The following is a 21,403-nucleotide window of genomic DNA, read 5'->3' on the forward strand; positions in this document are numbered from 1 at the left end:
TTTAACGCGAACAAACAAATATAAAAATTGTTTGGCACAATTTGTTGAAATTATTAAAACCTTACCATTTTAGATGAATTCCAAGGAAATTAGGGCCCATTTTTTAAACTTTTTCAAGGAACGGAACCATAAAATCGTATCCTCTGCACCAATGGTCATAAAAGATGACCCGACTTTGATGTTCACGAATGCTGGTATGAACCAGTTTAAGGAGTTCTTTTTGGGCAATAGCGCAGTGAAAAATAGCCGTGTTGCAGATACCCAAAAGTGTCTTAGGGTGAGTGGTAAACACAATGATCTTGAAGAAGTAGGGAAAGACACCTATCACCATACCATGTTTGAGATGTTGGGGAATTGGAGTTTTGGTGATTATTTTAAGAAAGAGGCTATTGAATGGGCATGGGAATTGTTGACCGATACCTTGAAAATTGATAAGGATAGTCTCTATGTTTCGGTCTTTGAAGGGAGTAATGATGCCGATCATCTCGAAATGGATAATGAGGCCTATGGTTTATGGAGTGCCATTGTACCCAAAGACCGGATCATTATGGGGAATAAGAAGGATAATTTTTGGGAAATGGGCGACCAAGGCCCTTGTGGTCCGTGCTCGGAAATTCACGTGGATATTCGCCCAGCTGAGGAAAAAGCCAAAATTTCCGGTGCTTCATTGGTCAATAAAGACCATCCTTTGGTGGTTGAGATATGGAACCTGGTTTTTATGCAATACAACCGTAAGGCCGATGGAAGTCTGGAGTCCTTGCCAGAGAAACATGTCGATACCGGAATGGGTTTTGAGCGTTTATGCATGGTCTTGCAAGGCGTAAAATCAAACTATGACACTGATGTTTTTACCCCGATAATCCGGGAGATTGAAGCGATAACCGGTAAGGATTATGGTAAAAATGAGGAAACTGATATTGCCGTTCGTGTTATCGCCGACCATATACGGGCCGTGGCTTTTTCAATAGCTGATGGGCAATTACCGAGTAATACGGGAGCGGGTTATGTCATACGCAGGATCCTCAGAAGGGCCATTCGTTATGGGTTTACGTTCCTTGGTACTAAGGAGCCATTCATGTACCGGTTGGTCAATGTCCTTACCGAAAGTATGGGAAATGCGTTTCCAGAGTTGAAGGAGCAGCGTCAATTAATAGAAAATGTGGTCAAGGAGGAAGAAAATTCCTTTTTGCATACCTTGGAGCAAGGTTTGGTTTTGTTGGACAATATCGTAAAACAAGCCGATAAAAAGGAGATTTCCGGTAGAAAAGCCTTTGAATTATATGATACTTATGGTTTCCCTATAGATCTTACTGCCTTGATATTGGAGGAGAAAGGCTATATGCTTGATGAAAAAGGTTTTCATAAAGCTATGCAAGAACAGAAAAACCGGTCTAGATCGGCTTCTGAAGTGGCCAAAGAAGATTGGGTGGTCTTAATGGATGACTCAGAACAGGAATTTGTAGGTTATGATGTTTTAGAGACTAAGGTAAAGTTGGTTAAATATCGAAAGGTTACCTCAAAAAAGGAAGGGGAACAATATCAATTGGTGTTTAATCTTACCCCTTTTTATCCTGAAGGAGGAGGGCAAGTAGGTGATAAAGGATATTTGGTGGCATCCAACGGTGATGTTTTCTATATTCTGGACACCAAAAAGGAGAACAATGAAATTGTGCATTTTGCCAAGCACTTGCCAAAGAACACTTCTGAAACGTTTAAGGCAGTGGTTGATAAGAAACAGCGTCAGCGAACGGCAGCCAACCATACGGCAACGCATTTATTACACCAAGCACTTCGGGAAATTTTGGGTGAACATGTAGAGCAAAAAGGATCTGCGGTACATTCTAAATATCTGCGTTTCGATTTTTCCCACTTCGCCAAATTAACTATTGAGGAACTTAGGGATGTTGAAAACTTTGTAAATGCTAGGATAGATGGGCAATTGCCATTACAGGAAAACCGCAATGTGCCCATGGAGGATGCAGTAAAAGAAGGGGCCATGGCCTTATTTGGGGAAAAATATGGTGATACCGTACGAACCATCCGTTTTGGACAATCCATAGAACTTTGTGGGGGGACCCATGTGAAGAATACAGGTGATATTTGGCATTTTAAAATAAAGTCTGAGGGAGCGGTTGCAGCAGGGATCCGTAGAATAGAGGCTATTACCTTGGATGCGGTCAAGGATTATTACCATCAGAACAATCGAAGCCTTTACGAAATCAAGGATTTGCTCAACAATGCCCAAGACCCGGTAAAAGCTGTGGAATCCTTACAGAAAGAGAATATTAAATTAAAGAAGGAGGTTGAAATCCTATTGAAGGATAAGGCCAAAAATCTTAAGGGGGAATTGCTTGCTGAATTGGAAGACATCAATGGGGTACATTTCTTGGCCAAAAAGCTTGATTTGGATGCCGCAGGTATAAAAGATCTTTCCTTTGAAATGGGCAATAACAAAGACAACCTGTTTATGCTTTTCGGTACGGAGCAAAATGGAAAGGCACTCCTTTCCTGTTATATTTCCAAGGAATTGGTCGCGAAAAAGAATCTGAATGCCGGGACTATTGTTAGGGAACTGGGCAAGTTTATACAAGGTGGCGGTGGAGGCCAGCCTTTCTTTGCTACAGCAGGAGGAAAGAATCCGGAGGGCATCGATAAAGCCTTGGCACAGGTAAAGGAATATCTTAGCTAAAACCATGAAACTACAAACCCAGGTACCCTTACAACAGGTCAGTGATCAAATTGATTACCATAGTCGTTTGTTGCTGATGGGGTCTTGTTTTGTAGAGAATATGGGTGCTAAATTGGATTATTTCAAGTTTAGGATACTTCAGAATCCGTTTGGAATCTTGTTTCACCCTAAGGCGATTGAAAAATTGATCTCGAAGTCCATTCAAGAGGAAGAATATACGGAAAGCGATATATTTTATCATAATGAACAATGGCATTGTTTTGATGCCCATTCTGATTTAAGTGATGCATCCAAAGAGAACTTGCTCTTGGAATTGAATAAAGGCTTATCCCAAACAAAGAAAGAGCTCTCAGTAACTTCCCACGTGTTGATTACCTTGGGTACCGCATGGGTTTATCGCCATATTGAAACCAATTCGGTCGTGGCCAATTGCCATAAAGTGCCCCAAAAAGCTTTTACCAAGGAATTACTTTCCATTGAAGATATTAGTGAAAGCCTTGAACATACAATTGATGCATTGCTATCTGTTAATCCCAAGGTCAAGATTGTAATGACCATTTCGCCGGTAAGGCATCTCAAGGATGGATTTGTTGAAAACCAACGGAGCAAGGCACATTTGTTATCGGCCCTGCATCAGGTACTTCAATCGCGCAAATATGGGGAAGCCTTGAGTTATTTTGCTTCCTATGAGATTATGATGGACGAACTTAGGGACTACCGGTTTTACAAGTCCGACATGGTACATCCGAATGAATTGGCGGTGGATTATATCTGGGAGAAATTCAGCAATATTTGGATTTCTGGGAATGCCAGGCAAACCATGGCAGCTGTCGATGAAATACAAAAAGGCCTAAAGCATCGAGCGTTTAATCCGGAATCGGAACAGCATCGGAAGTTTTTGGGAAAGTTGCATGAAAAAATCACAAGGCTGCAAAACTTACATCCATTCATGACGTTCAACAATTGAATTGGTCAGGTGGTCCAAATTCAGGGGCATCTATATGGAAGATTTGGGTTTTTTAGGAAATCAACGACTACTTTGAATTTAAGTTATGAAAAGAATCTTAATCGGTGCATTAGTTACTTTGTCTTTGGTCTTGGTTGTACGATCTTGTTGGGATGACAGGGAAGAGAAGTCCATATTGAAGGAAAACTCCATGCTCATCCAACAACAAATCAATAACGTGTCCAAATTGATTGTTACCGAAGGTCATTTTGCCGAGGTATATACCTATAAGGATTCCCAGGAATTATTTGGCGCTTTAATCACGGCCGATAAAAAAGCCTTGGTTGTTGTCAATGCTGAGGTTTTGGTGACCTATGATTTGGGTAGAATTGATTTTGAGGTCGATGAATTGACCAAAACCTTGCGCATCAAAAGTATTCCCGAACCGGAAATTAAAATCAACCCTGACTTTGAGTATTACGATGTATCAGCGGATTATCTGAATCCCTTCAATGCCTCGGATTACAATACGATCAAGAGGAATGTGCAAGCATCACTTATGAAAAAGATTGAGGCTTCCTCCTTAAGGTCGAATGCCGAAAATAGGTTGATCAGCGAGCTTTCCAAATTTTATATTCTAACCAACTCCATGGGTTGGACGCTGGTTTATGGCGATAGGAATATCGAAAATATCGATGGCTTAAGGGGGCTGGACATAATTTCTACGGACTAGGGTTGGTTACCTGCTATTTTACGAAGGTATTTGCCCACTTTATATAGTTTTCCCAATCGTAATCCGTGACATCATGCTTGCCCGTGCGAATATGATACGCTACCGTATTTTGGATGGGGGCATTGGTCATGGGCATTTCCTTGGTGTCTATTCCTTTCTTGCCATATAATCCATAAACGGAGGACGCATAATAGGTAGAAAGGAACTCACCCCTTGGGTCGGCCCATTTGTCATCAAGTGCACTGGCCACGTATAAAGGTCTTGGTGCTACCAAAGCCAATAATTGATGTTGGTCGACAGGAAGCGTTCTTTCATTGTTGTTGTATTTTAAAAAGCTATCTGCAAACCAATGCGGAAAAGAAGTGTTGATTTGCTCGATGGTTTCTCCGAATTTACGCCTGCTCAAGGCAGCACCGCCACAACCGGAATTATTGCTTATGACTCCTGCAAACCTTTTATCGGTAGCTCCGGCCCATAGGGCTGCTTTGCCCAATCGCGAATGTCCAAAAACAAATACTTTGGAGATATTGACGTCGCTTTCGAGGTAGTTCATCGCTTTGCTCAAACCAAAGGCCCAAGCCGAAATACTGCCCCACTCATTCGTTTTGGGCTTAGATTGTCCGTCTCTGTAAAATAGCGGATGTACGCCATCTGAGAAATCGTTTTTATCCGGGTCAATTTCACCATAGTATATCGTAGCAAGACCAAATCCATTGTCCAACATTTTTTCTATGGCCCATCGGTGTGTTCTTACCCCTCTGCTACTCTCAGACGCTTTGTTGTCCGTTATGCCCAAAGCATCATTGTTCTTTACCCAAGCTTTTGTGATTTGCACCTTCGGATCGTTGGTCACCGTATGATTGCCATAAAAATTATAACCAAGGAAAACAGGTGCTGTCGGATTTCCCTTTGGAAGATAAATAAGCATATAATAAGTAATGCTTTTTTTGTTCTTCTTTAAGGTAATGGCAATCTGTTTGCGCCTTGCTTTTCCGCCGTAGGCGTCATTGCTTTCTTCCAAAAGTTTAAATCCAAACTCATCCAGCCTATCGGGAACCTTTCCATAAACTTGCTTTTCAAAGAATTGCAAAATCTCACGGCGCCTGTTTTCTTCCCATTCCGTTTGATTGGTTATAAGGTTGCCACTAAAGGAAGTTAATACATCTGGCAGTGCAAATTTGGGAACCTTTGTTTCATCATAATTGGCCTGTGATTGGGCTTGGCATAGGGAGCCAAAAAAGAATAAAACGATTATAGTGTAGGTTTTCATGGTATCGGGTTATTTAGGTTGGTTTATTATTTTCATTTGGTCGGATGGGTTTGTAAATTTTTGTGGACCAGTTTGATCCCGTCATCTATCAAATACCCTAATTTTGGCTGGCCTTGTTTTACTTTTTCCAAGTGTTCACGAATGGTAGCTGCAAAAACAATATCGCCATTTGATTTGGCTAGTTCATAGAGTTCTATGGGTAACAACCAGTCTTCAGGGTAATTCCCCTTAACTTCATTAAAGACTTTATTTCGTGAAATTGTAGTGTTCTTTCTTTCCCTAAAATCCCGCACTTGTTGGTAGAGTTGCTCCAACAGTATTCGTTTGTGGTCTTTCTTGGGTTTTTGTGTGAGTGTTTTTAAATTGTGCTGTATCAAGTTAAAGCTGTTTAGGTCGGCAGGGCCGTTAAAGGCCGATACAATGCGTTCCCCTATGGCCATATGATAAAGCTCGTCTTGGGATTGAAAAAGCAATTCGCCCTTGTGCCCAACAGCACAGTTTCTTAGGGTTATTAGGATAATTTCCCCCCTCAAATTCCGGGTTCCTGTAATTATTTGACCGGTAACGTTTATCCCTCCCTCAAATTCAAGGGTAACTTGTTCACCTTCATAAATATTATAGGCTTTAAGGTCTCGGGGACTCATATCTTCAATGGCCAGGTTAATGCCTTTCAGTTTTCCTAGTGGACTTCCAAAACCCGCGGGGTGTTTTTCGATCCCATGGCCCACGAGTTCCTTTTCTCGGTATGATAATGCCGTTGGTCCCTTGGTAAGAAAGAACACCGGTTTGCCCTCATGGGTGATTACCTTTTCAAAATTGCCCGAAATTTGAAGTCCGGTACTCAATTCTACAGTGCCGAGTTCCTTGGAGTGGATTAACTTATTGATACCCTTCAATCCGCCTTGTCGCAGTGCCATGGTGTTGGCAAACTCTTCCAAAACCTGGCTTAAAAAAGCAAAATCGGGGGTAATGAACAATTGAGGCTGTGGTTTTGTAATATCAAAGGCCGTATGCGCGGCTTCCATGGAGTATGGTATTTTTTTAACGTTGTCCGTCATGCACCATGCGCTTTCACCTATGGAAGACAATAGGCCCGCACCATAGATTTTGGGGTTGTCCAAAGTACCGATAAGACCATATTCCACAGTCCACCAATGCAGATTGCGAATGAGGGCCATTTCACTGGGTTGCCCCATGTTCTGTTGTAGTTCCCCAATGTGTCTTTCCGCTGCGGTGACCTCACTGTTCGGAGTACCCGAAGCTTCTTTGATAATGGAGAGGTGGCGTACTGCCTCATACAATTCAAAATCCTTGGCACTCGAAATGGCTTTGCAACCGATTTCCCCAAAGCGCCTTAAATATTCGGCATATTCCGGATTGGCGATTATCGGGGCATGCCCGGCACCTTCATGTATAATGTCCGGGGCAGGGGTATATTCAATGTGTTCCAATTGACGTATGTCCGAGGCAATGACCAACACATTATAAGCCTGGAATTCCATAAAGGCTGAAGGGGGAATGAATCCATCAACGGCAACGGCGGCCCAACCGATATCCTTAAGAATCCGGTTCATACCATACATGTTCGGAATTTGGTCAATTGAAATACCGGTTTTTTTTAATCCCTCCAAATAAGACGAATGTGCCACGCTACTCAGGTAATCCACATTTTTCCGCATTACATATCGCCATACAGCCTGGTCTATGGCCGTATAATCGGTATAATCCTGGGGCTTTATATATTGCCTCAAATGTTTTGGGAGCTTGTCTAGTATTGGATTACTCTCGTATGACACCTTGATTCAGTTTATAATTACTTTAAAGTTACGAAATTGAAATTATGTCTAGAAAAGAGAACATGGCACAAAAAACCGCCCATTGAAGGCGGTTTGATCTATTTATTTTGAGGTATTTCCTGGAGGGTATTGTTGCAGTATTTCCGTAACGAACTCCCTAATACGTTCTTCTTTCTTTTCAATATTATTGGAAGAGCTCAAGGATCCAACACCTTTGCCTTGCCATACGAGCTCTTTGTTTTTGGCATCGATCAAATCAATGTAGAGCGAACCTTGTGTTCGAGTACTTACGGCCGGGTTATCCCATCCCCATCCTGGACCATAACCGCCCCAGTAATAAGGACTCCATCCCCAACCAAAGCGACCGCCCCAGTAGTTATTGTAAACATCCACTTGTTCCCGTTCTTTAGTGAATATACTGATCAGGACATCGGGGTCTTCAGATTTAACCAGGCCCCTTGAACTCAATTCCGAATCAATGGCCTTTAATATCCTCTTTTTATCCAAGTCCGAAATATGGGCCTTGTCAATACCTGTCTTGTAAAAAGCATAGGTTTTGTAACTGTTGAAATTAGCGTCCTTATCATAATCGGATAAAACACGGACCGAAACACAGGAACTCAAAAAAAGCAGTGCCACGATCGGTAGTGCGAGAATTTTCATTGTTTTCATAACTTTTATTTCTTTTTGAATTAATGCTACCTAACATGTTTTTATGCTCAAAAATCGTGCCGAAAGTCTTGATTATCACTGCGAATTCGTCTTGGGATCATATCCATATGGGCAGTGTCTACAGCCACTCTCACAACAATAGCCGCGTTTTAGGTGGTACTGTTCCGTAAAAACCCTAAAACCGGATTCTGAGAGGTAAAAATCGCCTTCTTCGGGTGGAATGTTTATTTTCATTTGGGGTGGAATGGTTTTTGTCCTGTTTTGTAAAATTAATGGTTTCTGTTGAAAAGTATACTTTAAAATAGCGAAAGCCTTGGTTTTAAAGGAACTTTGGCCAAAAAGTATCGTTGAACGAATTTGTTGGTAACAAGTCAGGATACACAAGGGAAGTCAAATTTTAACAATTATCTTTGAATAGAGACGTTATTATTACAGAATATGATTCTAGTATTTAAACATTTTTTCTACAAAAATTATGTGGGCCTTTCCCTTTGGCCTTTCATATTTTTGAAAAATGATGCCTTAAAAGAGGATGTTTATCTTATTAATCATGAGAAAATCCATTTGAGGCAGCAAAAGGAATTGTTGATTGTCCCTTTTTACATTCTTTATATCTCTGAATGGATTATAAGATCACTGTATTACTATGACAGTTATAAGGCTTATCAGAATTTAAGTTTTGAACGGGAGGCCTATCACAATGAAAAAAACTTGGATTATATTGCCAATCGTCCATCTTTCAGCTTTATTAAATATCTTTGGCGCTGAATTTCATTCATGTGCAAACAGAGAATCAAAAAATAAATCTCCCAATACTGGAATCCAAAAGGATATCGCTCTTTATAAAAAGGGAAGATCGTATCCATCCTTTTATTTCAGGGAATAAATATCGGAAGTTAAAGTACAATACCCGGAAGGCCATATCTGAAAAGTTCGATACCCTTCTGACTTTCGGGGGGGCATATTCCAATCATATAGCCGCTACCGCTTGTGCCGCCCAAGAAAATGGTCTTCAGAGTGTAGGTGTTATCCGTGGTGAGGAATTGGCTTTTAAATGGCGTGACAATCCAACTTTGGCTACAGCGGCCGAAATGGGAATGCAATTGAAGTTTGTGCCAAGAAGTATTTATAAAAATAAGCACACGTCGGAATTTTCAGCTTATTTGAAATCAGAATACAATGATTTTTATCTATTGCCCGAAGGAGGCACCAATGATTTGGCCGTTAAAGGTTGTGAAGAGATATTGACAGAGGGGGATAAGGATTTTGATATCATCTGCAGTAGTGTGGGTACAGGAGGTACCATTGCGGGAATTATCAATGCAACCGAACCGGAACAAAAGGTCTTTGGATTCCCTGCGTTAAAAGGGGATTTTTTAAAGGAAGATATTCGTAAATTTGTCAATAAGGATAATTGGGCATTACAAACTGATTATCATTTTGGGGGGTATGCGAAGGTATCCGTTGAGCTTATCGATTTTATTAATGATTTTAAACGTTCGACCCAAGTACCATTGGATCCGGTTTATACCGCTAAAATGTTGTTTGGGATAATGGATATGGTCAACAAGGATAGTTTTGAGCCCGGGACTAAAATATTAGCCATACATACCGGAGGTTTACAGGGAATTACAGGAATGAACTCCAAATTGAAAAAGAAGAACTCACCATTGATTAACCTATGATGAAAAGACTGGTATTATTCACGATCTTAGGAATTATGCTGATTGGTTGCAAAGCCAAAAAGCGAACCACCCATTCCGATAGGTCAAATCACAAAACGGTAACAGTTGTAAAGGAAGAAGCCAATGAAGGCTATGATTCCAAGGGATTGTATCCATTACCAAAGGATACAGGGAGGTTTCAAAGATTCTCTATAGGCTCTGTAGAGGAATATATTGAAACGTTTTCGGAAATCGCACAATATGAAATGAAGGCTTATGGTATTCCAGCGAGTATCACCTTGGCCCAGGGTTTGTTGGAAAGTGGTTTGGGTAAAGGGGAGTTGGCCGTTAAGACCAACAATCATTTCGGTATTAAATGCCATAAAGGCTGGCAGGGTGATTATGACTTTCATGACGATGATGAAAAAGGGGAGTGTTTTCGAAAATATAACCACCCCATGTATTCCTATCGAGATCATAGCGAGTTTTTATCCAGCCGGGCCCGATATGCCTTTTTATTCGACTATGGCACTACCGACTATAAACGTTGGGCCAAAGGACTTCGCCAGGCAGGTTATGCCACAGATCACAGATATCCACAAAAACTGATATACCTAATAGAGAAGCACAAGCTATACAGATTCGATAAAGGGGTACAATTGAACTATGCAGTTGCCAGCAGGGAACCAAAATCTTTTAAAAACAAGATACATGTGGTTCAAAAGGGGGATACCCTGTATTCATTATCAAGAAGATATTTTATTTCTGTCGACGAGATAAAAAGAATGAACAATATGAATTCCAATAATTTGGCCATTGGACAGGAAATTACTGTCAAGACCGAATCGGGTAAAAAATAATGATGATTTATAAAAGAAGTAGTGCCTTGTTTGCAGAGGCCAAGAAGTATATTCCAGGCGGTGTTAATTCACCCGTTCGTGCATTTAATGCTGTTGGGGGTGATCCTGTTTTTGTAAAAAGTGCCAAAGGGGCCTATTTGTATGATGAGGATGGGAATAAGCTAATCGATTATATCGCATCATGGGGTCCACTTATTTTAGGGCACGCCTATGAACCGATTATCGAAGCGGTTATAGAAAAGGCTCGGAAAGGTACCTCATTTGGTATGCCGACCGAAATTGAAACGGCTTTGGCGAAGCTTGCCGTTACCATGGTTCCCAATATAGATAAAATAAGGTTTGTCAATAGTGGTACCGAAGCCTGTATGAGTGCCGTGCGTTTGGCACGGGGTTATACCGGTAAGGATAAGATCATAAAATTCGCAGGGTGTTATCACGGACATTCCGATTCTTTTTTGATACAGGCAGGTAGTGGGGCAATGACCTTTGGTAGCCCCAATAGTCCGGGGGTGACCCAAGGGACGGCCAAGGATACCTTGTTGGCAACCTATAATGACTTGGAAAGTGTAAAGGAATTGACTAAGGCCAATAAAGGGACTATTGCCGCTGTTATCATTGAGCCTATTGCGGGGAATATGGGATGTATCGTTCCATCCGATGGATTTATCAAGGGACTTAGGGAACTTTGTACACAAGAAGGTATCTTGTTGATTTTTGATGAGGTAATGACCGGTTTCCGATTGGGAAAAGGCGGTGCCCAAGAAGCTTTGGGTGTCAATGCCGATATTGTAACCTTTGGTAAGGTTATCGGTGGGGGAATGCCTGTAGGTGCCTTTGCGGCAAAAGAAAAAATCATGAATCATTTGGCGCCGGACGGACCTGTTTACCAGGCAGGGACCTTAAGCGGGAATCCTTTAGCGATGAGTGCCGGATTGGCCATGCTCACCGAATTGGAAGCGAATCCGAATGTATTTAAAAGCTTGGCGGATAAAACAGCCTACCTACACAAAGGGATGGAGGAAGTTTTGGTAAAAAATGGTATTCCACATCAAATCAATCGATTTGGAAGTATGATGTCGGTACATTTTACGGATGAACCTGTTGTAGATTTCAAATCATCGGCCAAAGGGAACAATGATACGTTTAAAAAATATTTTCATGGCATGTTGCAACAAGGAATTTACTTGCCGCCCAGTGCCTTTGAAAGCTACTTCCTGAATGACGCCCTTTCGTATAGTGATTTGGATTTTACGATAAAGGCTTTGGAGAAAATAGTGGATGGACTAAAATAAAAAAAGGCGCTACTAGCGCCTTTTTCATTTTGTGTACAATCTTATTTTTTTCTTTTGGATTGCTTTCCTTTCTTTTGGTCACGATCACCTCTTTTTTTACGGGTCATTTCCCATTTGGCATATTGATCGTCATTTAGAATATTTTTAAGGGCCGCTTTGTGGGCTATAGCGGCATCAAGTCGTTCTGACTGCATTGCATACTTTTCCTCGGAAGTTAGTTTGTTGCGTTCTCCCGAATCCCTTAACGCCCTACGCTCATCCATTTTTGCTTTTCTTTTTTTGGCGTTTTCCAAGTTCAAAGCTAGGATTTTAGTTTGCTGGGCATCGGTAAGATCTAAATCCAATGTCATTTTTTTGGTCTGAAGGGTGGCCATCTGTTCGGCGGTCATATCCTTCATCGAATTTCTTTTCCCGTCTTTTCTTTGTTGTGCCATAGCGGTAGTACCTACTATCAAGGCAATCAATACTATTACTTTTTTCATGTGTTTTGTTTTTAATGAATTTTGATAGTAGGACAGCACAATACCCCGAAGGTTTAATAACAGTATTTGATTTGTGTTTAGTTTAACAAAATTAGGCAAGCAAAAAGGGCAAGAAGATGTCTCCTTGCCCTTTGTGAAAATCCTTGAAAAATTTAAAGTAGGTATGTAGGGCTACTTTAATTTTTTTTATTGGAGTTATTAATGGTTGTAATGAAAATATACTTTAAAGAGTAGCATTAAAACCATGTAAGTTCCTAAAGCTATAAAATAGGTCATAATATGTGGGGGTTTTGATTATACCATCAAAGATAAGTAGAGATTCAAAGTGAAATTTCGAATTGTTGCCAATGGAGGAATTTTTATGGTGAAACTTTTGAATTATGTGGTTTAGTATGTTTGCTATTTCGAAAAAAATGTGTTTTTATTCGGAAAATACGGAATGATCATTGAATATGTGTAACATTCAAAAGGTTTCGTCGTCTATTATGTAGAGAATCTTCATTTTTTCTTCACCGATGGTAATCGGAATTTGAATTAGTCAATAAATAAAGCTGTTGCATCGCAATGGCTTTATTTTATTTGGGGCAGAACAGGGATTTTCATCGATAAATGGTTGAAATTTGGGTAATTAACAAAGAAATAACACCTTTAAGTCGATTTATTCCCTTCATAATATTCCAATTGAAAACCTGCGACCCAGGCAAACCTGATCTTATGGAATTGCCATTTTGGCAATGCGGTATGATGTTAATTGCGAAAGTGGTTTTATACGACTGCCGTTTTCCCCATGTACACAACATCAGAAACAATAATAGTTGCTCTAGTCTGTTATATATTTGCATTTAATTTAACCTCGAATGTTATGAATAAGAAAGTAATTTTACTAAGCTTTACAACAGGATTACTGTTTGTAAGTGGGATATTTGCGAATGACTCGAAAAGGGATGAAGATAATTTAGATATCAGTTCTATTGTCTATATCGAAGACGATATGGAAGTTGAACTAGGTTTTGATACCTCCGACTATTTACCGGAAGGTTTTAATGCCCATGAATTTTATTTTGATTTCGCTGGCGTTTCATATTTGGAAGATGATGTCATCATTGATTTGGATACCAAACAATATCTACCTAAAGGATTTGATGCATACGCTTATCCTTCTGACGTACAGAGTATAAACTATATTGATGTTGTTGAGGATGCTCCCATTGAGCTAGGTTTTGATACCTCCGACTATTTGCCGTCAGGTTTTAATGCCTTTTCAAAATAGGAATACCCAACAAAAATTTAAGTGTAAACCCTCGTAACTACGGGGGTTTTTTCGTTAAAATAACAGGGGTATCACAAATTGGAACATAAGTGACAATAGGGCTACCGCTACTAAATTCAGTATGACCCCTATCCGGGCCATTTCATGGATCTTAATATAACCACTTGCGAATACGATGGCATTGGGAGGAGTAGCCATTGGAAGCATAAAGGCACAGCTACTTGCCATGGTAACGGGAATCAATAAATAAAGGATAGGAATATCCAAGCCTATGGCAATTCCCGCAACGACTGGGGCCAAAACGGCAATCAATGCAACGTTGCTCATTAATTCGGTCATGAACAACATTAGGAATATAAGTAGGATGGCAGTAAATAGTATACTGATTTCACTAGCGGCTATCGCATTGGCAACCAAATCAACGATGCCACTGACCGACATGCCCTTGGCCAAAGCCAACCCCCCTCCAAACAGGATCAATATTCCCCAAGCCAATCTTTGGGTGTCTCCCCATTCAATGATGAAATCACCTTTTTTGATATTATAAGGAACAGCAAATAACAATACAGCTGCAACCATACTTATTATGGTATCGGAAAGCCCAAGTTCGGGAAATATCGAATTGATCAATGTTCTGAAAACCCATAGAAATACGGTAATTGCAAAAATGGTCAAGACCATCTTTTCTTTTCCGCCCAATGGACCCAGTTTTTCCAGTTCGGTTTGTATTACTTCTTTTGATGCGGTAAATTTCAATTCCTTATTGGGGAACATCAATTTTACGAGGACAAAATATATGATGGTGATCATTACCGCTGAAAAAGGAACACCGATTACCATCCATTTTAAAAATGAGATTTCGATGTTATACTCATTTTCCAGAAGGCCGATCATTACGGAATTGGGAGGGGTGCCAATGACCGTTGCAATTCCTCCGGCATTGGCCGAGAAGGCGATGCCCAGCATGACACTTAAAGCAAAATTCTTGTCATTCTTTGTGAATCCGTCCTTATCATTGATCAATAAGTCAATGACCGACATGGCGATGGGCAACATCACCACGGTACTCGCCGTATTACTGATCCACATACTCAAGGTCGCTGTGGCAATCATAAAGCCAAGAACGACTTTGTTCGGGGTGGTTCCCGTCAATTTGATGATGTTCAAGGCAATTCTTCGATGAAGGTTTACCTTCTCCAAAGCCAATGCCATGACAAAACCACCAAAAAAAAGAAAGACAATAGGGCTCCCGTAATTAGCCCCAACTTCACCTATGGGCATAATATCCAAAATAGGGAAAAGAATGAGCGGTAATAGGGCCGTTACCGATATGGATACGGTTTCGGTAATCCACCAAATAACCATCCATAGGGCGATGGCAATTACCAAATCCCCCTTTTCAGAGATAAGGGCTACAGGGAAATTCAGTATAATAAAAAATAAGATTGGCCCAAGAAAGAGCCCTAGTTTTCTGCCTAACGTCATAGGAATAATTATATCCCCTAAACTAGGATTTTTTTTAAACATAAAACAAGGCCCCAATAAAATACACGTTTAAACAGAAAACCCTAACTGGGTTATTTTACCAAGTTAGGGTTTTGTTTTACTTTATAATTTTAATCGGTAGTGCTATTTCCTTCTTAAAATCGGCACTGTTATGTGAGCGGATTTAGGATTTAAGTTGAACGGTTTTTGAGTCACCTTCAACAACAACCTTAATTAAATCATGTTTGGAAAGGGCTTTCATGGATTTATCCCATTTCTTACCACTTAAACCGGCTGCGCCTTTTAGGACTACCAAATCCATTTGACCTTCGGGTTTTAGTAAATCCAATATGGCTTTCTCCTCTTCCGATAATTCAACCTGTTTTTTCTCAGGTCTCATTTGAGGGAAGAACAATACTTCCTGTATCGATGAATTATTGGTCAAAAGCATCACCAAACGATCGATGCCGATACCGATTCCTGATGTTGGGGGCATTCCGTATTCCAAGGCACGCAAGAAATCCTGATCAATGAACATAGCTTCGTCATCCCCTTTTTCAGATAATTTCAACTGATCTTCAAAACGTTCCCTTTGGTCAATGGGATCATTCAATTCCGAATAGGCATTCGCCAATTCCTTACCGTTGACCATCAACTCAAAACGCTCTGTCAAGGCAGGGTTGGTCCTGTGCTCTTTGGTCAATGGACTCATTTCTTTTGGGTAATCGATGATGAATGTAGGTTGAATATAAAAGTGCTCACATTTCTCGCCAAAAATCTCATCGATCAATTTGCCCACACCCATGGTATCATCGACCTCTATGCCCAATCCCTTTGCGGCTTCCCGTAGTTCAACCTCGTCCATACCGGCCACATCAATACCGGTATGTATTTTTATGGCTTCTAAAATAGGGACCCTTGCATAAGGGGCCTTGAATTCAATTTCATGTTCACCAACGGTTACCTTGGATGTGCCATTCGCATCAATGGCCACTTTTTCCAATAACTGTTCGGTGGTATCCATCATCCAATTGTAATCCTTGTAGGCCACATAGAGTTCCATTACGGTGAATTCAGGATTGTGCGTACGGTCCATTCCTTCATTCCTGAAATCCTTGGAGAACTCATAGACGCCATCAAAACCACCAACGATCAATCTTTTCAAATACAGTTCATTGGCAATCCTCAAATACAAAGGAATGTTCAAGGCATTGTGGTGCGTTAGGAAGGGCCTTGCGGCAGCACCCCCTGGGATAGGTTGTAATATCGGGGTCTCAACTTCCAGATACCCCTGATTGTTATAAAATTCCCTAATACTATTGGTGATTTTGGTGCGCTTTACGAAGGTTTCCTTTACGGATGGATTTACGATCAGGTCGACATAGCGTTGTCGGTACCGTAGTTCCGGGTCGTTGAATTCGTCAAAAACATGTCCATCAGCATCTTTTTTGGGTAAGGGTAAAGGACGTAAAGCCTTACTTAACATTGTGAAGGTTTTTACCATCACCGTTATTTCACCTACCTGGGTCGTGAACAATTCACCCTCGACACCGATGATATCACCTATGTCGAGCAGTTTTTTGTAGACATCATTGTACATGGTTTTATCATCGCCCGTACATATTTCGTCCCGGTTAAAATATACCTGTATTCGACCTTCACTGTCTTGTAACTCCGCAAAGGAAGCCTTGCCCTGGATTCGTCGGGACATTAATCTTCCCGAAATAATAACTTTCTTACCCTCCTCATAATTCGATTTTATGCCCTTTGACTTGGCATCTACGGGATATAAGGCTGCAGGGTATGGGTTGATGCCCAACTCCCGCAATTTGGTCAATTTTTCTCTTCGGATTACTTCTTGTTCTGAAAGCTGCATAAAATCGTTATTAAGGCTGCAAATATAGGTAGTCTGCACAAATCTATCAATCCATTGGTTAGGAATGTTGATTTTGGACCATTACACCGGTTTTAAGTGTAACAAAATGGATAATTTTACGTCATATTGGTACATCAATCATAAAATCGTACATCTATGAGTTTAATTCGTGTGCTTCTGGCCATATTGTTTCCCCCACTGTCCGTTATCGGAAAAGGTTGTGGTTCGTTTCTAATTGTTTTACTTTTGACTTTTTGCGGATGGGTCCCCGGGGTTATAGCGGCTTTGGTCATCCTCAATAATCCAAATTGAAAAACTATGTTCAGATTACGTTATTGGTCGTTACTTCTGGTTTTGGCCCTGGTTTCCGCATGCAATTTTACGGAGGAAATTTATCTTAAGGAGAATGGTACGGGGAAGATCTCGATCAATTTCGATGGTTCTGAAATGATGGGTATGATGGGGGAGGAAATGATGAAAAGCGAGGAAAAAGCGATTGATTCCACGATTTCATTTAGGACTTTCCTGGAAGAAAAGAAAGACAGCATCGCTACCTTATCGCAAGAGAATCAGGCAAATTTAAAAAAGTTGGAACCTTTTGAACTGCATATGGTCATGAATCCCGATACCCAGGAAATGAAATTTGATTTGTATCGCGACTTTCAAAGCATTAATGAAATCACCGATGTATTCAAAGCCTTTCAGGATGCGAGTAGTATAGGGCCCGGTGCGAAAAAGCAAAGTGCCCCTTCCAAAATCAACAATCAGGCGACTGAGATAGATTATTCGTTCAAAGCGAATACTTTTAAACGTACGGCACGGATTGTCGATAGTGTTTTACAACAACAAAGCATCGATAGTTTGGCCGGGGCGGAAATGTTTCTTTCGGGTTCGACCTATAAATTGAAATATCATTTTCCCAGAAGGGTCAAATCTTCTTCCGCTGATGCAGCGACCTTTAGTGCGGATGGTAAAACCTTGTATTACGAAGTTGACTTTCTTTCGTATATGAAAAATCCGGATACCTTGAATATAGAAGTTGAATTAGAGGATTGATCTAGCGGGTAGACTTTGTATCTTTGTGTTGATGAACAAGAACGTAATACTTCAGGATTTAGGTCTAAAGGATTATAAGGAGACTTGGGATTACCAAGAGCTCTTATTTCAGAAGACCCTCGACATTAAAATCAGGAATAGGAAAGAGGCTACCCTTATGCCAACACCCAACCATTTTCTTTTCGTGGAACATCCCCATGTATATACACTGGGGAAAAGTGGGGATATAGCCAATCTCTTGGTCGATGAATCGGTCTTGGCCGAAAAAGGGGCAAAATTCTATAAGATCAATAGGGGTGGCGATATTACCTATCACGGACCGGGACAAATCGTAGGATATCCTATTTTGGATCTAGACAATTTTTTCACCGACATTCATAAGTATCTTCGATTCCTTGAGGAAATGGTCATTCGCACTTTGGCGGAATATGGATTGAAAGCCGAGCGTTCCAAAGGGGAAACCGGTGTTTGGCTCGATGTTGGTACGCCATTTGCCAGAAAAATATGTGCCATGGGGGTTCGCGCCAGCCGTTGGGTGACGATGCACGGTTTTGCCTTGAACGTGAATGCCGATTTGGGTTATTTTGATTTGATGATCCCATGTGGGATTAAAGGTAAGGCTGTAACTTCCTTGAATGTGGAATTAGGTAGAAAGGAAGTCTCAATGGATGAGGTGAAAGAAAAATTGCTCAAACATTTTTTGGATTTATTTGAGGTGGAAACCATAAAAGAAAAAACCGAGGTATAGGCCCCGGTTTTTTGTAAAATAGAATATACCTGAATGTAATATACCTAAAAGAGTTTTGTTCGTATAGAAAACTCTTTATTTCAAATAAAATCCTGAGCCTTACTCATTAAGATTATAATATTGCATTACCGCATGATAATCGGTCAAATCTATATTACCATTAATCGATTGTTTTCCAGTAGTATTGGAATTCGATGGAATAGAAACCAAGCGAAGTTCATCCAGGTCTCCAGCACTAATTGAATATGAAAGACCATCTCTTGAGAATGCTAAGTTTAAGCGGTAGGAGCTGCCGATTGGGCTAAAATAACTTGAGATATCTATAAGGGAAAAACCGTTGGTTAAGATTTGTTGATTGGGAATTTGATACCATTCATTATTTATTCGCAAATAGGCTAAAATGACTCCATTTTCAACATTATCCGCTGTTAACATAGTTGTTGCCAATTGATAAGTGGTTCCACTGTGACCACTAATATCAAAATTTTGTGAGGTTACATTCGCATTGCCGTCAGCTCCGTCTTCACCATCCACTCCGTCAGTTCCATCGGCACCATTTGCTCCGTCAGCTCCGTCAGCGCCGTCTTCACCATCTGTGCCATCAACACCATCGATGCCGTTAGTACCCACGGGGCCCATGGCACCATCCATGCCATCTTCGCCATCTTTTGCGCAAGATGTAAACATTAGGGCCAATAGTACTAACCCCATACCTAATAATTTCACTGTAAATTTCATAATTTCTTGTTTTAAGATTATAGTACCTTAATGGAGGCGATTATTAAAGGTTAACATTTAAGATGAAATTCAATATTAAAACCTTGATATCAATTGAATGGCCAATTGACTATTGGTAAAAACCTGTTGGAGTGATTATTAAATGGGGATAAGCTATTTGTTCCAATTCCCGTTCCCATAGCAGGATTTTATCTGAAATATTTATCAAGGCGATATTCGCTTTGTTGTCATCAGGTACTATGTTGAAGAGTAATAGGTGATTGTCAAAGAAGTAATATTTTGTCGCAGAGGAATTCCATTCTTCAGCAGTCATGTATGAATAGGAATCCAGTTCCTCACCGCTAATAATATCAAGGGTTTTGGTTACAATGCTTGATTCCCCTTCCTCTTTAAGGCTAATGAAAACCGTATCATTGGATATGCCAATAGCCAATGGGAACATTCCAATATAGGTGTGTTTCCAAATGAGGTTCCCTTCACTTTTGTCAATGCTATAAACGGTCTGGTCCCGGGAGTAAAAAATAAACTGGTTATCAATTTCATAACCTCCCAAAATATTGGGACTCTCCGTATTAAAGGTCCAATTCACATTCAATTCAGCATCCATGGAAACTATACTATTGCTCCAAGTCATTATCAATACCGAGGAGGAGCCGCCAATTAATTTTGAGATTCTATCAGTGAAAGGTGTTCTGTTATCAATATGGCCGGTATCCGCATTTACACTCAATAGTTCCATGGTACTTGAGCCTACACTCAATTCAACGATTATCTTGTTTTGGTAGGGTGTGATCTTCTTTATCTCATTACCGAGTTCAATGCTCCAAATAACGTTTCCGGTGTCAAGGTCTAAAGCTTCAAGATGATTGGTGGAATTGTAGGTTGTTGAATTGACTATCCTATAACTAAGTAGAATCGAATTTTGATGTACTGTTGTCGCATTGATCTGGAAATACCTTTCACTATCTTTTACATAATCTTTGGACCACATGAGTTCTCCGTTGAAAGAACCTTTTCGCTGTACTGTTTTTGTTCCAGTATATTCCCCTTGGGTGCATATGAATGTGCCTTCAAATTCATTACAATGGAATGAAGACAAAGTAGTGAAAGTGTTGATTTGCTGATTGTCCTTTAAATCCAATTCCGTAAAGACATTACTGTTATTTATCCAAAGACTTCCTACGATGTTGTTGATAGGCTCCACTATTTCATCAAAACTATTATCATCGTCTTTTTTACAGCTTATCGAAACAATAAGCACTATAAGTATTCCCAAAAGTGATTTATTGGTTTTCATTATTTGAAATATTTTAAGTTTATAATGATTTCTAATGTTCAGGATCGTTTTTGGTTTTCTCCATGGCATTGTTCAGCATTTTACCAACTGCCAATTTTAAAGAGTCTTTCTTTTTTGGGTCAAGACTCTTATCATAGACGTTGTACATTTCCCTAAGTTGTTGCTTGAGTTCTTCTGGAGCATCCATTTTTTCAATGAGTTCAGTATAGTTTTCGGCTCCGGCCATTGGGTTTTCGGCTCCGGCCCCTGCTAGGTCGAATATCCCGCTGAACATTTTCGTTTGTTCGTCTAGGAGGTTTATTTGGGTACTGGAATCCTGCTTTGTTTTCGATTGTCCATGACATGTTGTGAAAAAGCCGAATGCACATATGATCAATAAGCTTGCTTTTGTTTTCATGATTATAATTTTATGGGATTGTTTTCCTTTTATGTTCCATTGGTTAAAAGGTTAACACGTAGTTGGGAATTATGCAAAAGAAAAACCTGTTCGACTTTTAAAAGTGGAACAGGTTAAAAAAGGATAATGGTT

At 40.3% G+C, this 21,403-nt stretch carries 21 protein-coding genes; 11 read left to right on the forward strand and 10 right to left on the reverse strand.

Annotated features, from left to right (window positions below; all coding sequences use genetic code 11):
* Positions 1-73: 73 nt before the first annotated feature.
* The 3 genes from alaS to HPE56_RS06005 all read left to right on the forward strand — a co-directional run bounded on the left by alaS (position 74) and on the right by HPE56_RS06005 (position 4,368).
* Positions 74-2,689: an alanine--tRNA ligase gene (alaS, locus tag HPE56_RS05995; protein ID WP_188242856.1), complete on the forward strand. Its 2,616-nt coding sequence runs from the start codon at positions 74-76 to the stop codon at positions 2,687-2,689.
* A gap of 4 nt (positions 2,690-2,693) precedes the next feature.
* Positions 2,694-3,656, forward strand: coding sequence for a GSCFA domain-containing protein (locus HPE56_RS06000; RefSeq protein WP_188242857.1), 963 nt, complete (start codon positions 2,694-2,696; stop codon positions 3,654-3,656).
* A gap of 85 nt (positions 3,657-3,741) precedes the next feature.
* Positions 3,742-4,368: a DUF4230 domain-containing protein gene (locus HPE56_RS06005; protein WP_188242858.1), complete on the forward strand. Its 627-nt coding sequence runs from the start codon at positions 3,742-3,744 to the stop codon at positions 4,366-4,368.
* A 13-nt stretch (positions 4,369-4,381) separates the two neighbouring features.
* On the opposite strand, the gene HPE56_RS06010 is transcribed toward HPE56_RS06005, so the two are convergent.
* From HPE56_RS06010 to HPE56_RS06025, 4 genes are all read right to left on the reverse strand, one after another.
* Positions 4,382-5,638, reverse strand: a complete 1,257-nt coding sequence (locus HPE56_RS06010) for a glucuronyl esterase domain-containing protein (RefSeq protein WP_188242859.1) — start codon at positions 5,636-5,638, stop codon at positions 4,382-4,384.
* 32 nt (positions 5,639-5,670) lie between these two features.
* Positions 5,671-7,434: an aromatic amino acid hydroxylase gene (locus tag HPE56_RS06015; RefSeq protein ID WP_188242860.1), complete on the reverse strand. Its 1,764-nt coding sequence runs from the start codon at positions 7,432-7,434 to the stop codon at positions 5,671-5,673.
* A 102-nt stretch (positions 7,435-7,536) separates the two neighbouring features.
* Positions 7,537-8,106, reverse strand: coding sequence for a DUF4136 domain-containing protein (locus tag HPE56_RS06020; RefSeq protein ID WP_188242861.1), 570 nt, complete (start codon positions 8,104-8,106; stop codon positions 7,537-7,539).
* 75 nt (positions 8,107-8,181) lie between these two features.
* The gene (locus HPE56_RS06025) at positions 8,182-8,340 is read right to left on the reverse strand and encodes a DUF5522 domain-containing protein (RefSeq protein ID WP_170117919.1); all 159 of its coding nucleotides are present in this window, start codon (positions 8,338-8,340) and stop codon (positions 8,182-8,184) included.
* Between the two features lie 204 nt (positions 8,341-8,544).
* Between HPE56_RS06025 and HPE56_RS06030 the strand changes: the two genes are divergently transcribed.
* From HPE56_RS06030 to hemL, 4 genes are read left to right on the forward strand one after another with little or no spacing between them, the layout of a single operon-like run.
* On the forward strand, positions 8,545-8,874 hold the full coding sequence (locus HPE56_RS06030; protein WP_109654897.1) for a hypothetical protein: 330 nt from the start codon (positions 8,545-8,547) through the stop codon (positions 8,872-8,874).
* Between the two features lie 11 nt (positions 8,875-8,885).
* Positions 8,886-9,791, forward strand: coding sequence for a 1-aminocyclopropane-1-carboxylate deaminase/D-cysteine desulfhydrase (locus tag HPE56_RS06035; protein ID WP_188242862.1), 906 nt, complete (start codon positions 8,886-8,888; stop codon positions 9,789-9,791).
* The gene (locus HPE56_RS06040) at positions 9,788-10,630 is read left to right on the forward strand and encodes a glucosaminidase domain-containing protein (RefSeq protein ID WP_188242863.1); all 843 of its coding nucleotides are present in this window, start codon (positions 9,788-9,790) and stop codon (positions 10,628-10,630) included. The genes HPE56_RS06035 and HPE56_RS06040 overlap by 4 nt, the downstream gene beginning before the upstream one ends.
* A 2-nt stretch (positions 10,631-10,632) precedes the next feature.
* Positions 10,633-11,922 carry a glutamate-1-semialdehyde 2,1-aminomutase gene (gene hemL / locus HPE56_RS06045; RefSeq protein ID WP_188242903.1) on the forward strand — a complete coding sequence of 430 codons (1,290 nt, stop codon included), beginning with the start codon at positions 10,633-10,635 and terminating at the stop codon, positions 11,920-11,922.
* A 41-nt stretch (positions 11,923-11,963) separates the two neighbouring features.
* On the opposite strand, the gene HPE56_RS06050 is transcribed toward hemL, so the two are convergent.
* Positions 11,964-12,404 carry a hypothetical protein gene (locus tag HPE56_RS06050; protein ID WP_188242864.1) on the reverse strand — a complete coding sequence of 147 codons (441 nt, stop codon included), beginning with the start codon at positions 12,402-12,404 and terminating at the stop codon, positions 11,964-11,966.
* Between the two features lie 862 nt (positions 12,405-13,266).
* Here HPE56_RS06050 and HPE56_RS06055 point away from each other — a divergent pair.
* Positions 13,267-13,674: a hypothetical protein gene (locus tag HPE56_RS06055; RefSeq protein WP_188242865.1), complete on the forward strand. Its 408-nt coding sequence runs from the start codon at positions 13,267-13,269 to the stop codon at positions 13,672-13,674.
* 54 nt (positions 13,675-13,728) lie between these two features.
* Here HPE56_RS06055 and HPE56_RS06060 read toward each other — a convergent pair whose 3' ends face one another.
* Together HPE56_RS06060 and lysS are read right to left on the reverse strand one after the other, a co-directional pair.
* A complete protein-coding gene (locus tag HPE56_RS06060) occupies positions 13,729-15,159 on the reverse strand; it encodes an SLC13 family permease (RefSeq protein ID WP_188242866.1) in 1,431 nt (476 codons plus the stop codon).
* Positions 15,160-15,343: 184 nt separating this feature from the next.
* A complete protein-coding gene (gene lysS, locus HPE56_RS06065) occupies positions 15,344-17,035 on the reverse strand; it encodes a lysine--tRNA ligase (RefSeq protein ID WP_188242867.1) in 1,692 nt (563 codons plus the stop codon).
* A 156-nt stretch (positions 17,036-17,191) separates the two neighbouring features.
* Between lysS and HPE56_RS06070 the strand changes: the two genes are divergently transcribed.
* From HPE56_RS06070 to lipB, 3 genes are read left to right on the forward strand one after another with little or no spacing between them, the layout of a single operon-like run.
* Complete coding sequence (locus tag HPE56_RS06070; RefSeq protein ID WP_109654881.1) at positions 17,192-17,347, forward strand: YqaE/Pmp3 family membrane protein; 156 nt, start codon at positions 17,192-17,194, stop codon at positions 17,345-17,347.
* A 6-nt stretch (positions 17,348-17,353) separates the two neighbouring features.
* Positions 17,354-18,091 carry a hypothetical protein gene (locus HPE56_RS06075; RefSeq protein ID WP_188242868.1) on the forward strand — a complete coding sequence of 246 codons (738 nt, stop codon included), beginning with the start codon at positions 17,354-17,356 and terminating at the stop codon, positions 18,089-18,091.
* Positions 18,092-18,122: 31 nt separating this feature from the next.
* Positions 18,123-18,839 (forward strand): lipoyl(octanoyl) transferase LipB, encoded by a 717-nt coding sequence (lipB, locus tag HPE56_RS06080; RefSeq protein ID WP_188242869.1) that lies wholly within the window; start codon positions 18,123-18,125, stop codon positions 18,837-18,839.
* A 99-nt stretch (positions 18,840-18,938) separates the two neighbouring features.
* Here lipB and HPE56_RS06085 read toward each other — a convergent pair whose 3' ends face one another.
* The 3 genes from HPE56_RS06085 to HPE56_RS06095 all read right to left on the reverse strand — a co-directional run bounded on the left by HPE56_RS06085 (position 18,939) and on the right by HPE56_RS06095 (position 21,271).
* Entirely contained in the window at positions 18,939-19,577 is a 639-nt protein-coding gene (locus HPE56_RS06085) for a collagen-like protein (protein WP_188242870.1), read from the reverse strand.
* A 109-nt stretch (positions 19,578-19,686) separates the two neighbouring features.
* Complete coding sequence (locus HPE56_RS06090) at positions 19,687-20,874, reverse strand: outer membrane protein assembly factor BamB family protein (protein ID WP_188242871.1); 1,188 nt, start codon at positions 20,872-20,874, stop codon at positions 19,687-19,689.
* A 31-nt stretch (positions 20,875-20,905) separates the two neighbouring features.
* Positions 20,906-21,271: a hypothetical protein gene (locus tag HPE56_RS06095; RefSeq protein ID WP_188242872.1), complete on the reverse strand. Its 366-nt coding sequence runs from the start codon at positions 21,269-21,271 to the stop codon at positions 20,906-20,908.
* Positions 21,272-21,403: the final 132 nt, after the last annotated feature.

Origin of the sequence: Maribacter aquimaris (genome assembly GCF_014596745.1) — a bacterium.
Taxonomy (GTDB): domain Bacteria; phylum Bacteroidota; class Bacteroidia; order Flavobacteriales; family Flavobacteriaceae; genus Maribacter_A; species Maribacter_A aquimaris.

Bases quoted from the DNA above. Each gene is read 5' to 3' on its own strand.
- alaS (WP_188242856.1), top strand. From the start codon at position 74: ATGAATTCCAAGGAAATTAGGGCCCATTTTTTAAACTTTTTCAAGGAA.
- HPE56_RS06000 (WP_188242857.1), top strand. From the start codon at position 2,694: ATGAAACTACAAACCCAGGTACCCTTACAACAGGTCAGTGATCAAATT.
- HPE56_RS06005 (WP_188242858.1), top strand. From the start codon at position 3,742: ATGAAAAGAATCTTAATCGGTGCATTAGTTACTTTGTCTTTGGTCTTG.
- HPE56_RS06010 (WP_188242859.1), bottom strand. From the start codon at position 5,638: ATGAAAACCTACACTATAATCGTTTTATTCTTTTTTGGCTCCCTATGC.
- HPE56_RS06020 (WP_188242861.1), bottom strand. From the start codon at position 8,106: ATGAAAACAATGAAAATTCTCGCACTACCGATCGTGGCACTGCTTTTT.
- HPE56_RS06025 (WP_170117919.1), bottom strand. From the start codon at position 8,340: ATGAAAATAAACATTCCACCCGAAGAAGGCGATTTTTACCTCTCAGAA.
- HPE56_RS06030 (WP_109654897.1), top strand. From the start codon at position 8,545: ATGATTCTAGTATTTAAACATTTTTTCTACAAAAATTATGTGGGCCTT.
- HPE56_RS06040 (WP_188242863.1), top strand. From the start codon at position 9,788: ATGATGAAAAGACTGGTATTATTCACGATCTTAGGAATTATGCTGATT.
- hemL (WP_188242903.1), top strand. From the start codon at position 10,633: ATGATTTATAAAAGAAGTAGTGCCTTGTTTGCAGAGGCCAAGAAGTAT.
- HPE56_RS06050 (WP_188242864.1), bottom strand. From the start codon at position 12,404: ATGAAAAAAGTAATAGTATTGATTGCCTTGATAGTAGGTACTACCGCT.
- HPE56_RS06055 (WP_188242865.1), top strand. From the start codon at position 13,267: ATGAATAAGAAAGTAATTTTACTAAGCTTTACAACAGGATTACTGTTT.
- HPE56_RS06060 (WP_188242866.1), bottom strand. From the start codon at position 15,159: ATGACGTTAGGCAGAAAACTAGGGCTCTTTCTTGGGCCAATCTTATTT.
- lysS (WP_188242867.1), bottom strand. From the start codon at position 17,035: ATGCAGCTTTCAGAACAAGAAGTAATCCGAAGAGAAAAATTGACCAAA.
- HPE56_RS06070 (WP_109654881.1), top strand. From the start codon at position 17,192: ATGAGTTTAATTCGTGTGCTTCTGGCCATATTGTTTCCCCCACTGTCC.
- HPE56_RS06075 (WP_188242868.1), top strand. From the start codon at position 17,354: ATGTTCAGATTACGTTATTGGTCGTTACTTCTGGTTTTGGCCCTGGTT.
- lipB (WP_188242869.1), top strand. From the start codon at position 18,123: ATGAACAAGAACGTAATACTTCAGGATTTAGGTCTAAAGGATTATAAG.
- HPE56_RS06085 (WP_188242870.1), bottom strand. From the start codon at position 19,577: ATGAAATTTACAGTGAAATTATTAGGTATGGGGTTAGTACTATTGGCC.
- HPE56_RS06090 (WP_188242871.1), bottom strand. From the start codon at position 20,874: ATGAAAACCAATAAATCACTTTTGGGAATACTTATAGTGCTTATTGTT.
- HPE56_RS06095 (WP_188242872.1), bottom strand. From the start codon at position 21,271: ATGAAAACAAAAGCAAGCTTATTGATCATATGTGCATTCGGCTTTTTC.